Source organism: Streptomyces sp. CC0208 (assembly GCF_003443735.1).
Lineage (GTDB): Bacteria > Actinomycetota > Actinomycetes > Streptomycetales > Streptomycetaceae > Streptomyces > Streptomyces sviceus.
Genome location: NZ_CP031969.1, coordinates 8,248,056 through 8,261,671 on the forward strand (window position 1 = coordinate 8,248,056; position 13,616 = coordinate 8,261,671).

13 protein-coding genes are annotated in these 13,616 nt (G+C 70.2%); 2 read left to right on the forward strand and 11 right to left on the reverse strand.

The window, feature by feature from the left end:
- Window positions 1–272: 272 nt before the first annotated feature.
- The 8 genes from D1369_RS37835 to D1369_RS37870 form a co-directional block, all read right to left on the reverse strand.
- Window positions 273–1,883 (reverse strand): FAD-binding oxidoreductase, encoded by a 1,611-nt coding sequence (locus D1369_RS37835; protein WP_037898939.1) that lies wholly within the window; start codon window positions 1,881–1,883, stop codon window positions 273–275.
- The gene (locus tag D1369_RS37840) at window positions 1,880–2,629 is read right to left on the reverse strand and encodes an ABC transporter ATP-binding protein (protein ID WP_007379946.1); all 750 of its coding nucleotides are present in this window, start codon (window positions 2,627–2,629) and stop codon (window positions 1,880–1,882) included. Before D1369_RS37840 ends, D1369_RS37835 begins: the two co-directional genes overlap by 4 nt.
- Window positions 2,626–3,342 (reverse strand): ATP-binding cassette domain-containing protein, encoded by a 717-nt coding sequence (locus tag D1369_RS37845; RefSeq protein ID WP_007379945.1) that lies wholly within the window; start codon window positions 3,340–3,342, stop codon window positions 2,626–2,628. Before D1369_RS37845 ends, D1369_RS37840 begins: the two co-directional genes overlap by 4 nt.
- Complete coding sequence (locus tag D1369_RS37850) at window positions 3,339–4,412, reverse strand: branched-chain amino acid ABC transporter permease (protein ID WP_007379944.1); 1,074 nt, start codon at window positions 4,410–4,412, stop codon at window positions 3,339–3,341. Before D1369_RS37850 ends, D1369_RS37845 begins: the two co-directional genes overlap by 4 nt.
- 3 nt (window positions 4,413–4,415) lie before the next feature.
- Window positions 4,416–5,285, reverse strand: a complete 870-nt coding sequence (locus tag D1369_RS37855) for a branched-chain amino acid ABC transporter permease (protein ID WP_007379943.1) — start codon at window positions 5,283–5,285, stop codon at window positions 4,416–4,418.
- A gap of 34 nt (window positions 5,286–5,319) precedes the next feature.
- Window positions 5,320–6,606, reverse strand: a complete 1,287-nt coding sequence (locus D1369_RS37860) for an ABC transporter substrate-binding protein (protein ID WP_037898935.1) — start codon at window positions 6,604–6,606, stop codon at window positions 5,320–5,322.
- A gap of 120 nt (window positions 6,607–6,726) precedes the next feature.
- On the reverse strand, window positions 6,727–8,337 hold the full coding sequence (locus D1369_RS37865) for an FAD-binding oxidoreductase (protein WP_240436125.1): 1,611 nt from the start codon (window positions 8,335–8,337) through the stop codon (window positions 6,727–6,729).
- A gap of 81 nt (window positions 8,338–8,418) precedes the next feature.
- Entirely contained in the window at window positions 8,419–9,042 is a 624-nt protein-coding gene (locus D1369_RS37870; protein ID WP_007379940.1) for a hypothetical protein, read from the reverse strand.
- 108 nt (window positions 9,043–9,150) lie between these two features.
- On the opposite strand from D1369_RS37870, the gene D1369_RS37875 reads away from it, so the two are divergent.
- Window positions 9,151–9,906 carry an SDR family oxidoreductase gene (locus D1369_RS37875; RefSeq protein WP_007379939.1) on the forward strand — a complete coding sequence of 252 codons (756 nt, stop codon included), beginning with the start codon at window positions 9,151–9,153 and terminating at the stop codon, window positions 9,904–9,906.
- A gap of 80 nt (window positions 9,907–9,986) precedes the next feature.
- Complete coding sequence (locus D1369_RS37880; protein WP_007379938.1) at window positions 9,987–10,556, forward strand: MarR family winged helix-turn-helix transcriptional regulator; 570 nt, start codon at window positions 9,987–9,989, stop codon at window positions 10,554–10,556.
- A gap of 264 nt (window positions 10,557–10,820) precedes the next feature.
- Here D1369_RS37880 and D1369_RS37885 read toward each other — a convergent pair whose 3' ends face one another.
- From D1369_RS37885 to D1369_RS37895, 3 genes are read right to left on the reverse strand one after another with little or no spacing between them, the layout of a single operon-like run.
- Window positions 10,821–11,783 carry an oxygenase MpaB family protein gene (locus D1369_RS37885; RefSeq protein WP_007379937.1) on the reverse strand — a complete coding sequence of 321 codons (963 nt, stop codon included), beginning with the start codon at window positions 11,781–11,783 and terminating at the stop codon, window positions 10,821–10,823.
- A gap of 46 nt (window positions 11,784–11,829) precedes the next feature.
- Window positions 11,830–13,302, reverse strand: a complete 1,473-nt coding sequence (locus D1369_RS37890; protein ID WP_237557591.1) for an aldehyde dehydrogenase family protein — start codon at window positions 13,300–13,302, stop codon at window positions 11,830–11,832.
- On the reverse strand, window positions 13,299–13,505 hold the full coding sequence (locus D1369_RS37895; RefSeq protein ID WP_037898933.1) for a hypothetical protein: 207 nt from the start codon (window positions 13,503–13,505) through the stop codon (window positions 13,299–13,301). The genes D1369_RS37890 and D1369_RS37895 overlap by 4 nt, the downstream gene beginning before the upstream one ends.
- Between the last annotated feature and the right edge of the window lie 111 nt (window positions 13,506–13,616).

Sequence of the window (13,616 nt, forward strand, 5' to 3'; positions counted from 1 at the left end):
GACCGCACCGACCCGCTGACGCGTGATCAGCCATTCCTGCCAGTCCGTCTCCGCCTCGGCGAGTGCGGCGAGCACCCGGTCTGCTTCCTCCCGCAGCCCCTCCACCCCCTCACGCGCGGCCGGCTCCCGCTCCTCCAGCAGACCCACGACCGACGCCATCTTGGCGCCTTCACCCACGAGGCAACCCGACCCGCCGAGCCTGCCTCGCCAACACCGACATCATGCCTGAACTGCGGAAACACACCCATTAAGTTCGGTACGACAACGGCTTCTCAGCGCAGCGCCCGCGCCCTGATCCCCTGCTTGCCGGGCGAGAAGATGCCCTGCGGGTCGAGGCAGTCCTTGACGGCTTCGTTGAAGCGGCGCTGGGCGTGGCCGCCGAAGTCGAAGGTGTCGGCGACAGCGTCCATGTGGCGCAGGTGTGTGCGGTAGACGCCGTAGCCGCGGCGGGCGCCTTCCGGGATGAGCCGGCCGATCACGTCGTACGCGTGCCGGGTCTGCGCCGCGTCGGCCGTGTTGAACCACAACGAGGTGATGTTGACGAAGGCGCGCGGGGTGAGCATCAGGGAGGTGGCGTAGTCCAGGCCTTCGGCCGCGAGGGCGGAGCGCAGCCAGCGGTTCTGCTCCAGCGCCTCCTCGCCGGTGAGCGGGGCGACGGGGGAGTAGTCGAGGTGGCCGCCCACGCCGTGTTCGTCCCAGCTGAGGTTGTCCAACAGGTCGAGCGTGGGGACGCCGGCCTGGGTGGTGTCGGACTGGTGCCGGATGCGCGGCAGGGCGGCGGCCGGCCCGTCCGGGACCGGTTCGGCGGGCGCCGTGAGCCGGTCGACGGCGGTGGCGCCGTCGTATGCGCGAGCGGTGAGGCGGGCGCCGGGGATGGCCTCGAAGGCGCGGCGGCAGATCTCGTACTGCTGCTCCACGATCTCCGCGTGGCCGTACAGGGCGAAGCGCATGTACCAGCGGCCCGTGTCCGTCTCGCGGGCTATACGGTCGATGGCCTCCTCCGGAAGCGCGCCCTCTCCCCGGTACCAGTACTCGCGGGGGACGCCGCTGAGCGCGCCGCCGACGAGCATCGTGTTGTACGCGATGGGGTAGTTGGGGATGGTGCGGTCCAGGAGCAGCGGGCGGACGGTGTCGACGAGGGCGGCGATGTCCTCCTCGCGCTCGACCCGCACGTCGCAGGACATGTACACCTCGGGCTGCGGTACGAGCCAGCAGCCCATCTTGGTGACGATGCCGTAGTTGGACTGCATGAACATCCCGTCGGCCGACGGACCGAAGCCGGGCTTGCGGACGGGCCAGGACGCGTTGCCCTCCATGGCGCCCATGCCGGTACGCAGCAGGGAGCCGTCGGCGAGGACGACCTCCATGCCGCTCTGGCGGCCGGGGTGGTCGCCGAGCGGGGTGAAGCCGACGCCGTGATCGAGGCAGTTGCCGATGACGCTGCCCCAGCCGAGGTCGGGGATGGAGGGCCACAGGGCGAGGCCGCGCCGCCGGATCTCCTCGAAGAGGTCGAAGAAGCGCACACCGGGCTCGACCACGCAGTACGCGAGGTCTTCGTCCAGTTCCAGGATGCGGTTCATGCGACGCAGGCTGACCGAGACCGAGCCGGTGGTGGCCGGGGCCGGACCGCCGTATCCGTTGTTGCGGCCCTGGGAGAACGTCCACAGCGGCAGGCTGTGTTCGCCGGCGATCCGGACGACGGCCTGGACCTCCTCGACGGTGGCGGGCGAGACGACAGCGGAGGGGATGTGCTCCTGCCAGGAGGCGTGGGCGTACGGATCGCGGTACGGCAGCAGGTCCTCGGGGCGGTGCAGGACATGCTCCGGGCCGAGGGCGGCGGAGAGAGCGGCCAGAGCGTCGGCGGAGAGGGGCGGTCGGGTCATGACGGGGAGTCCTCGGCGTTCGTGCGCAGCAGGTACGCGGCGCTCAGCTTGTCGGGGTTGTCCTTGAGCTCCTGTGCCGTGCCGCTGAAGCGGATGCGGCCGCCTTCCAGGATGTGGGCGGTGGTGGCCAGGGCGAGGGCGACGTGTGCGAACTGCTCGATGAGCAGGACGGCCGTGCCGGCGGCGGCGACGTCGGCCAGGACCGGCGTCAGACGCTTCACCACGACCGGCGCCAGGCCCAGCGACAGCTCGTCCACGACCAGCACGGACGGCCGGGAGGCGAGTGCCTGGGCCAGGACGACCATCTGCTGCTGCCCGCCGGACAGGGCACGGGCGGGGGTGTGCCAGCGTTGCCTCAGCTCGGGGAAGAGCTGCAGCGCGTACTCGACTCCGGGCCGGCGGGCCTCGCGGCCGAGGGAGTAGACCGCGGCGTGCAGGTTGTCACGGACGGTCAGGCTGGGCAGCAGCCGCCGCCCTTCGGGTACGACTGCCACCCCGGCCGCCCGCACCTTCTCGGGCCGGCGTCCCGTCAGCTCCCGCTCGCCGAGCAGAATGCGCCCGCCGGTGGGGCGCAGGATGCCGCCGAGCGCGAGGACCAGGGTGGACTTGCCCGCGCCGTTGGGGCCGAGGAGAGCGGTGACCTCTCCGGCGGGGATGTCGAGACGTACGTCGTGCAGCACGGTCCGGGTTCCGCGTGCGACACGGAGCCCTTCGACGTGCAGCGCGGGCGCGGTGGTGACGGTCATGCGACCTCCTCGGTACCGAGGTAGGCCCGCACGACATGCTCGTCGCGCAGGACCTCCTGGGTGGGACCGGCGGCGATGAGCCGGCCGAAGTCGAGCACGGCGGTGACGTCGCAGCAGGCAGACACCAGGCTCATGTCGTGGTCGACCAGTACGGTCATGGCGTCCAGCTCCGCCGGGATGCGGCGGATCACGGCACCGATCCGGCCCGTCTCCTCGTCCGGCAGCCCCGCGGCGGGCTCGTCGAGCAGGACCACGCGGGGGCGGCCGACGACCGCACGGGCGAGCTCGACCAGCCGTCGTTCCCCCGCGCCCAGGGCGCCGACCGGGGCCGTGGGGCTGACGGAAAGGCCGACGAAGTCCAGGGCGGTGAGCACGTCGCGGTGGCGGTCGCGGCGGTGGCCACCGGTGTGCTCGTGGACCATGGCCACGTTGTCGTACACCGACAGTTGCTCGATCGCCTGCTCGGTCTGGAAGGTGCGGCGCAGCCCCCAGCGGGCTCGGCGGTGGCCCGGCAGGGCCAGCAGGTCGTCACCGAATGCCAGGACGCGACCGGTCGCCGGGGTGACGAAGCCGCTGAGTACGTTGAAGAAGGTGGTCTTGCCGGCGCCGTTGGGGCCGATCAGGCCGCAGGCGCCGCCGGGCAGCGTCAGATCCATGGCCTGGATGGGGGTGACACCGCCGAAGCGTACGGTCAGCTCCCTGATCTCGATCATGACGTGGTCCTCCGCGTCCGGACCCGGGCGCCCAGCCGGGCCAGGTCCCGGCTCAGCCGGCCGGCTATGCCCTCCGGCGAGGCGACCAGCGTTTGCACCAGGCCCACCCCGAAGACGATCAGCAGGACGTTGCCGCTGACCCCCCAGGTGTCGAGCAGGGCCGGCATCGCCTTCAGCATCAGCCCGGTCACGACGGCTCCGGCGAAGTGGTACATGCCCGCCATCAGCAGGGCCGCCAGCAGAGTGATCGACTCCTGCGGGGGAAACTGGTAGACCGTCAGCCCGCCCGCGCTGGCCGCCAGCAGGGCCCCGGCCACACCGGTCATGAAGCACGCCAGGGCGAAGGCCCACAGCTTGTACAGGGTGACGTTGATCCCGGCGGCCACCGCCGCGTGCTCGCTCTGCCGGATCGCCGCCCAGGCCCTGCCCGGCCTGCCCCGGGTATGGGCGATGGCCAGCAGGAACATCAGGGCGCAGACCACGACCGTGTAGCGGAAGTACGCGGTGTCGCCGGCGGCGACACCGGGCCGGGCCAGCGGCACGGTGCCGGATTTCACGGGGTCGTAGCCGAGGAAGCCGGGTCCGCCGTTGGGGAAGTTGGTGTTGGTCAGCACGATGGTGACCGCAGCGGCCAGCATGAGGGTGATCAGGGCCAGGTACAGGCCGGACAGCCGCAGGGCGGGGAGTCCGATGACGATTCCGATCAGGCCGGTCACCACGCCGGTGGCCAGCAGTACCAGCCAGAACGGCAAGGCGCCGGTCTGGCCCAGCCGTTGCGCGGTCCAGCCGCCGGCCGCGAGCATCGCGATCTGGCCCAGTGAGATCAGCCCGACCCGCCCGTACAGCACGCTCAGACCCAGGGCCGCGACCGAGAACACCGCCGCGGCGGTGAGAACCTGGATCCAGTACGCGCTGGTGAACAGCGGCAGCAGGAGCGCGGCCGCCGCCGCCACACCGGCCGGCCAGGCCGCCGCCGACAGGGGCTGCCGCAGCCTGTGCCCGATGGCCGCCGTCGGGTGCCGCGCATGGTCCGGTGCGGTGGCGCGGTGCGCGTCTTCGAGGACGTTCATTCGTCAGACCCTTGTCTGTGACGGGCGGCGGACGGCCATGACCAGCACGACCGCTATCGCCACCAGGAACGGCGTCATGGATCGGTAGGAGGACAGGCTCGCCACGGGAGTGAGCAGGGACTGGGCGACCCCGATGACGAGGCCGGCAGCCAGCGTGGTCCACAGCGACTCCAGCCGTCCGACGAGGGCGGCGGCCAGCCCGGAGATGATCAGGAACGTCAGACCGTTGATGTCGAGGCCGACCAGGTTGGACAGCACGATCCCCGCCACGCCGAAGACGACGCCGGAACCCAGCCAGGCGGCCGCCTCCACCCGGCGCACCGGTACGCCCAGCAGCGCGCTGCTCTCCCGGTCGTCGGCCAGCGCGCGCATCGCCGTGCCCAGCGCCGTGCGGTCCAGGAACACCGCGGTGACGGCGGTGAGCAGCAGGCCGAGCGCCAGGCTGATCAGCTGGGTGCCGTTGACGTGCACGGTGCCGAGGACGATGCCCCAGGCGGTCGTGGGCAGGGAGAGGGAGTAGGTCTGCGCGCCCCAGATCCAGGACATGGTGCCCAGCAGGACGAGCGTCAGACCGAGCGTGGCCGCGGCCTTGACCAGCGGTTCGCGCTGGGCGAGCCGGGGACCGAGGAGCAAGCCGTACAGCAGGGTGATCGCCGCCGACAGCGTTACGCCGAGTGCGGCCGCAGGCCAGACGGACAGGCCCGCGGTGGTGGCCAAGGAGCAGGCGGTGAAGGCACCGACGGCGCCGACCGCTCCGCCCGCCAGATAGAGCACTCCGGTGGTGCGGTACAGGACCACGATGCCGACGCCGGAGAGCGAGAACACACCACCGAGAGCCAGTCCGAGAACGAGGAAGGGCAGAAGGCTCGGCATGGGAGACATCCTGTTCCGATCGGACAGTCGGCGGTCAGCCGAGACCGATCTGCTTCTCGTATGCGCGGATCTCGGCGAAGTTGTTGTTCGGGAGGGCGGGCATCTCCGAGCAGTCCTGGGTCTGCGCCCACTGACCGCTCTTCGGAGTGATGGTCCGGGTGGTGTTGTTGGCGGTGTGGAACGCCTGGGTGCCGAAGTACCAGGGCTTGCAGTACAGGTCGGACCGGTAGTCCTTGACACCCTTGAACGCCGCGCCCACGGTGGCGGTGGTGTAGTCGCCGGACTTGATGCTCAGCAGCGCCTGGACGGCGATCCGTGCGGCGGTGAAGCCGAGCTGGCCGAAGTTTCCGAGCTGGGTCTTCGGGGCGTACTTCCGGCGCAGCTGGAGATAGAGCTGGTTGTCCGGACCGGGCGAGCTGGCCAGGTTCATCTCGGCGTTGACGCCGAGCTTGCCGTCCCAGGCGCTGCCCAGCTGCTGGAGCATGGACTGGTCGTTGCAGCCCGCCGGGCAGCCCCATATGGCCTGGTCGATCAGGCCCTGCTGCTCGATGGCCTTGAACACCTTCAGCGCCTCACCCGCGTTGAGGTTCACCACGACACCGCCGCTGGCGCCCGCGGCCTGGGCGGCCTTGAGCGCGAGCCCGTTGGCGTCGGCGATCGGGACGTTCTCCACCCAGGCGGTGACTGGGACGCCGGCCTTCTTGCCGAGCTCCTTGATGCTGGCGTTGATGGCGTTGGAGCCGGGTGTGTTGCTGGTGAAGACGACCAGCTTCTTGGCGCCCTTGTCGAGGAGATACTGGGCGGTGGCCAGTGCGCTGTAACTTGCGCCGACGTTGATAGGCGCGATGGCGGGGGAGTTGAAGCAGTCGAGGGCGAGGCCCGCGTCGATGCCGTAGACGGCCTTCTTCTCGTAGGTCTTGGCGTTGACCGAGCAGTCCAGGACGCTGCTGCTGGCGGTGAAGCCGACGATCTTCTCGGTGTCTATCAGCTTGGTCGCCAGGGATGCGGTCAACTGCGGGTCGAGCGCGTCCTTTTCCACGACGAGTTTCACGGGGCGGCCGTTGATGCCGCCGTTGGCGTTGACGCAGGAGAAGTACGCGTTCGCCATGTCGGTGACGTCGGTGAAGCTCAGCCCGGGGGTGTCAGAGACGATGGCACCGAGCTTGATGGCCGGCCCGGTGGCCGTCTTGCCGTTGCCGAGGCCGCACTTGGAGGCCTTGGACGGCTTCGCGGAGGAGGCCGCGGCGGCGTCGGTGCCGGTGGAGGCGCAGCCGGTGGCCAGCAGGGCCAGGAGAGGGGCGCAGGCGGCGACGGTGAGCACGCGGGTGCTCGTAAATCTGTGCGGGCGATGGCCGTTGGTCTTCACAATGGGCTCCGTTGCTCATGGTGGTCGGCTGGGGCAAAGGGGAAGGGAGAGAGGCCGCGCGCGGGCGGAAGCGGGTCAGCGGCTGGGCGAAACGTCGCGCAGGTGGCGCAGTCCGGAAGGCCAGATGCCCTGCTTGCCGGGGGAGAGAATGCCGTGTGGGTCGAGCGCGTCCTTGAGCCGCTCGTTGAAGCGGCGCAGCGCGTGATCGCCGAAGTCGAAGGTGTCGGCGACGGCGTCCATGAAGTCGACGTGCGTGCGGTAGACGCCGTAGCCGGCCCCGGCGAGGGCGCGGACCAGTTCGGGGTAGAGCCGGTAGGCGTCGCCGGTCTGCTTCTCGTCGCAGGGGTTGAAGTAGAGCTGGGCGACGTTGGTGATGTGCCGCTGGCCCAGGATCATGGCGGGGTCGTAGTCCAGCCCGCTGCCGCTCAGCTGGTCGTCCAGCAGGGCATGCACCCGTACGACGTCCTGCCCGCGCAGGGGTGAGACGGTGGAGAAGTCGAGATGGCCGCCTCCCTCGCCGCTGTACCAGGACAGTGCCCGCATCAGGTCCAGGCTGGGGATGCCCGCCTGGACCTGGGCGTTCTGATCGCGGGCGGTGTCGTGTACAGCGTGTCCGGCGAACTTCTCGCCGACGACGTGGACGCCGGGGATGACCGACAGTGCCTTCCTGATCCGGGCGAGGCGGGCGTCGACGATGCCCTCGGTGCCGTACAGCGCGAAGCGCATGTTCCAGCGGCCGAGGCCCATTTGCCGGGCGAGCCGGAGAACCGCCTCCTCGGGTACGGGGCCGGGACCGTCGTACACCTCGGCACGGGTGGGTGCGCCGTCCATGACGGAGGCGATGAAGAGCGGATGGCCGATGGCGGGGTGGTTCTGGAGGGTGCGGTCCAGCAGGAGGGGGCGAAGTGCGTCGATGAGGACGGGCAGGTCCTCCTTGCGGGGCACCTGGACGCCGCCGGAGAGATAGCACTCCGGCTCGGGCATCAACCACACTCCCGCCCGGGTGACGATGGAGAGTCCGGACTGCTTGAACAGACCGTCGGCCGTGGGACCGAAGCCACGAGGGTAGGCGTGCCAGGCACGGTTGCCGGACATCGCGCCCATACCGGTGCGCAGCAGACTCCCGTCGGGCAGGACGACCTCCAGGCCGCACAGCCGGGCGGCGTGGTCGCCGTCGACGGTGTATCCGATCCCGTGGTCGAGGGCGTTGCCGATGACGCTGCCCCAGCCGAGGTCGGGGGCGGAGGACCAGACCTTGTGACCGCCGGCGCGCAGGTGGTCGTACAGGTCGAAGAAGCGCACACCGGGCTCGACGACCACATAGGCCAGTTCCTCGTTCACTTCGAGGACGCGGTTCATGCGGCGCAGGCTGACCTGCACCGATCCGGGGACGCGGGGGGCGGGTCCGCCGTAGGCGTTGTTGCGGCCCTGGGAGAAGGTCCACAGCGGGACGCGGTGCTCGCCGGCGATGCGGACGACCGCCTGGACCTCTTCGACGGTGGCCGGCATGACGACGGCGGCCGCGGTGTGGTCGCTCCAGCCCGGGTGGGAGAAGGGGTCCCGGAAGTCGTCGACGGTTCCGGGGGCGGTGAGGACCGCGTCCGTGCCGAGCGCCTCGACAAAGGCCTCGGCGGCGGCGTCGGGGAGCGGGCGGACGGCGGTGTTGGAAGGTGGCTGGAAAGGCACGTCGGGCCTCCCGGACATGCGGGCCGGCTCGGACCCGCGAGGTGCAGAAAAATACTGAGAGATCTAACCGATTTCTGGAAGCTACGCCGGGGTCACACCCACGTCAATAGGTGGGTCGAGCAACGGTGCCAGCAGGTCAGCGGCCTGCTGCGGCGTGACGACGTCCGCTGGATCCATGCGGTGGACCTCGCGTGAGGCGCGGTCGATGTAGACGTGTTCGCCGAGCAGCTTGACGGCCTCGTCATAGGGCCAGATGTTGGCCACTTTGTGGGTGACGAGGTAGTGGGCGTCGAGGTCGTCGACGTCCTCGCCCATCGCGGGCTTCATCAGCGCACCCGGGACGATCTGCCCCAGTAGCGACTCGATGGCCAGTCCCCAGTCCGCGACCGCGATGCGCTCGGTGAGCGGGACGAGCACGTTCAGTCCGGCGTCGGTCATCGTGCGGTAGAAGCCGGCGACGGCGTCATGGCCGTCGAAGACGGCGGTGTTGTCGCCTTCGACGATGCGGTAGACGGGGTGGGGCACGGTCAGATCCGGGTCGAGGATCTCCGGCCACCGGCCGGACACCTCCAGCATGGCGTGGCGGCGGAAGTTGGTCAGGATCGCCCGTTGACGGGGATCGGTCGCGAGGCCGAGCTGGCGCTCTGCCTCGCGCGGGACGTTCAGGACGTCCAGTCGCGGCACGACGGCCGGAATGAGGCGCACGGTGCGCTCCTCTCACTCTGAAGCGGCCTCAACGTAGCAACCAATTAATTAGAGGTCTAGGTACTGCGCGGGTGGGAATTACTGAGACATCGAGCTAGTCTCGGAGGTATGGAGATCACTATGAAGGGCAAGGCCGGGCTGGTCACCGGCGCGGCAGGCGGCATCGGACGAGCCGCCGCCGTGGCCTTCGGGCGCGCCGGGGCAGCGGTCGTCGTCGCCGATCTGGGCAGCCGACGCGCCGCCGGACTGGAGACCGTGCGGCTGGTCGAGCAGGCCGGCGGGCGGGCACTGTTCGTCGCGTGCGACGTCACCCAGGCCGACGAGTGCACCGCACTCGCGGCGACCGTGGCAGAGACGTACGGGCGGCTGGACTTCGCGCACAACAACGCCGGTATCGCCGTGCAGGGCAGCGTCACCGACACCGACGAGGCGGCCTTCGACCGTTGCCTCGCCGTGAACCTGAAAGGGGTCTGGCACGGTCTGCGGGCGCAGATCCCTCTCATGGCCGCGTCGGGTGGCGGTGCGATCGTCAACACCGCGTCGCTCGCCGGGCTCATCGGCCTTCCGCAGGGCGCCGCCTACTCCGCGAGCAAGCATGCCGTCATCGGTCTGACAAAGACCGCCGCCATCGAGTGCGCGGACCGCAACATCCGGGTCAACGCGGTCTGCCCGGCGGCGGTCCGCACCGACATGACCGCCGCTCTGCCGCCCGAACTCCAGGCGCAGGCCGTAGCCCCCCAGGTGATCAAGCGGTTCGCCGAACCGGAGGAGATCGCCGATGCCGTGCTCTGGCTCTGCTCCGACGCGTCCTCCTTCGTGACGGGGACCGCTCTGCCTGTGGACGCGGGGGCCACCGCGTCGTAATCGGGCAGGATGTGCGGCGAGCCGGCTATACGCTGAGACCTCTCAGTAACTTCTCCTAATGGTGAGGACAGAGTCCCTTCATGCAGCCGAGCCAGTCCCAGCTCCCGATCCCCGGCGATCCCGCCGAGGCCGACGCCCAGGCCGCCGAGGCCGCACGATCCTTCGCGCCGGACGCGGACATCGACGCCATGCTCATGATCTTCGGACTGGTAAGAGCGGCTGAACGACTCCAGCAGGACTTCGAGGTCAGCGTCCAGCGCCCGGCCGGCCTCACCTGGGCGGGCTTTCGTGCCCTGTTCGCGGTCAAGACGGTCGGCGAACTGACCCCGCTGCAGCTCGCCCGGCTGACCAACGTCTCCCAGGCCAGCGTTTCGGCGGTGCTCAACACCCTGGAACGCAAGGGACTCATCCAGCGCAGCAGGTCGGACAAGGACGGCCGGTCCGTCACCATCCAGCTCACCGACTACGGACACGACGTGGTCGGTGAGCTCTTCGCACGCAACAACGCCCGCGAGGCCGAATGGGCCCGAGCCCTGACCGCCCGCGAGCGCAGCACTCTGATCCGGCTGCTGCGGAAGATCCGTCGGCATGAGGTCAGCACGATCACGGACGCCACCCGAGTGGTGAACGGTGACGTCAGCACGGCGTGAGCCTTCGCAACGAACCGGTGGGTGAGGCGGCGGGCCGCGCGGTGTCGGCTGACGGCGTCGCCGGCGCCTCGGTCGGAGCGACCCCGGCAGCACGGACCGCCGGGTAGAGGCCGGCCGCGGCCCTCACAAGGGTCGAGGCGAGGCCGCCCGCGACCGCCCGGCCGGGGACGGTAGCCGGCCGACGACCGCCGCGGGGTCGAGTTCGGGACCCGGTGCGGACGGGGCGAGGATCCCGACGACCGTGCACCGGTCCCGGCCGGCACGTCAGGCGTCCGTACTCGTCGGCCCGTCCGGCACGGGCCGTTGTTCCCTCATGCCCGACAGCGCGGCCTTCAGCCGGCCGCCCATCGGGGTCTCCGGGCGGGGCTTGGCGAACGCGGCGCGGATCGGCGCCACCTCGACCGGGTCGGGCGCCCACCGGACCTGGACGGTGATGAGCGTGCGCAGTGTCCGCCGCAGGGTCCAGACCACGAGCGGTCGCGGGCCCTTGAGCCCGTGGACGGCGAGCAGGTCCGGGGTGGCAAGGGACAGCACGAGGGCACGACCGAGCCCGTGCAACGGGCGGGGGAACCAGCGGTCGCAGAACTGCTGCAGCATCGCCTCGGCGACGACGTTGCTCTCCGGAGCGGTCGAGTAGTCGTTGCGCTCGAAGTCGGCGAGGAAGGCGAGCATCCCGTCGAAGTCCGCCGGCAACGGGACGCCCTGGTCCGAACCGATACGGAACAGCCCGGCGATCTGCGACCAGTGCCGGTAGGCGGCCCGCTGCTCCTTGGCGCTGAAGCCGGGCAGACCGAGCCGCTCCATCACCCGGTGCGGCTCGGCGGCGAGGATGCAGATCGTGTACGTGTACTGGCGTACGTCCAGGATCGCGTCGGGGTACTTCCCCGCCCAGGCGTCGTGCTGCCGGTTGACCCGTTCGACGGACTCACGCACGCTCGGGTCGTGCGCACCCTCGCCGAGGTACCAGGTCCACACCGCGTGCATGGTGCCCTCTATACGACGCTGCTGGTGCAGGACGACCTTGCCCTTGCCGCCGCGGACGAGTGTGCGTGCGCCGCTGCCCGGCCCGACGAGCCGCAGGAAGCCCTGACACACCGCCATGTTGAGGATCATCGGGCTGGTCCGGTAGGCGTTGCCGAGTCGCCAGATCCGGGCATGGTCGACGTCCGGGTCGAGCGCCTCGATCTCGGCGTTGATCCACTTGCGCGGTTTTTCCCTGGTGGTCACGTGTCCTCCTCGGGTTCCTGATCGGGTCTGGTGATTTCGTCGCGCATCAGCGCTGGATCGCCTTGGTCTCGAGAAACTCCTCCAGTCCCTGGGCGCCGCCCTCGCGGCCGACGCCGGACTGCTTGTACCCGCCGAACGGTGCGCCGGGGTTGAACGCGCCTCCGTTCACCTCGATCTGACCGGCCCGCAGGCGTCGGGCCACCCGCAGCGCTCGTTCCGGATCGGCCGACCAGACCCCGCCGGCCAGGCCGTACTCGGTGTCGTTGGCGATCCGGACGGCGTCGTCCTCGTCCTGGTACGGCATGATCGACAGGACCGGGCCGAAGATCTCCTCGCGGGCGATCGTCATCTCCGGGGTGACGCCGGAGAACACGGTGGCCGGCACGTAGTACCCCCGGCCCAGGTCGGCAGGGTCGCGCCCGCTCTCCACCCCGCCGACGACCAGGGTTGCGCCCTCGTCAATGCCCTTCTGGATGTACGACCGGACTCGCTCCAGCTGGGCCGAGCTGACCAGCGGCCCCAGCCGGGTCCCCGGGTCGGACGGATCGCCGTGCTGGTATTCGCCGGCCACCCGGACGGCGATCTGCTCCGCCTCGGCCAGCCGGTCGACCGGCACCAGCATCCGGGTCAGCGCCGAGCAGGTCTGACCGGAATTGACGTAACACTTGGCCAGGCCGTCGGCTACCGCCCGCTCGAAGTCGGCATCGTCGAGCAGCACGTTGGCGGACTTCCCGCCGAGCTCCAGAGCGACCCGCTTGACCGTCTCGGCCGCCACCACCGCGACCCGCTTCCCGGCCCGGGTGGAGCCGGTGAACGACACCATGTCGACCCCGGGATGCGCCGCCAGCGTCTCGCCGACCACCGGGCCGAACCCGCTGAGCAGGTTGAAAACCCCGGCCGGCAGGCCGACGTCGTCGAAGATCGAGGCCATCGCATGACCCGCGAGCGGAGCCACCTCGGTCGGCTTGACGACCACCGTGCAGCCGGCCGCGAGCGCAGCCGCCACCTTCAGCACGATCTGGTGCAGCGGGAAGTTCCAGGGGGTGATGCAGCCGACCACACCGATCGGTTCCCGCACGATCAGGGAGTTGCCGACCTCGGGGCCGTCGAACGTGAAGCTCCGGGCCAGCCGGGCGAAGTTCGCCAGGTTGAAGGCAGGCAGACCGACCTGTATGGACGCGGCGGCCTGCAGCGGCATCCCCATGTCCCGGGAGATCAGCGCCGCGATCTCGTCGGTCCGGGCCACCAGCGCCTCGTGGGCTTTCTCCAGGTAGTCCGCCCGCTCGCCCGGCGGCCGGGCCGACCAGGCCGGCAGCGCCCGGCGCGCAGCGGCCACCGCGCGATCCACGTCCGCCGGTGTCCCGGCCGCGACCTGGGCGATCACTTCCTCGGTGGCCGGGTTCAGCACCTCGATCCGGTCGGTCCCGGCCGAGGCCACCCACTCACCGTCGATGTACAGGGACGTCCGGTCCAGCACCTGGCCGCCTGCGGGGGTGCCGGTGTAGGCCGGGGCGCTCAACGGTCGGCGTCCGTGTAGCTCACCATGCCGCGAATGTTCTTGGCTTCTTTCATGTCCTGGCACCTCTGATTGATGTCTTCGAACCGGTACTTGGTGGTGATCAGCTCGTCGAGGTTCAACCGGCCGGCCTGGTAGAGCGAGAGCAGCGCGGGGGTCTCGACTCGCGGGTGGCTCTTGACCCCGGAGATTCCGTGCGCGAGCACGATGATCGGTAGGGCCCCTCGATCGTCGGAAACGGCGGGACGGAAGATCGTTGCTTCACGCTCGCCATCACCGGACCTGAATCGCGCTTCAGTCCGGGGCCCTGACACACG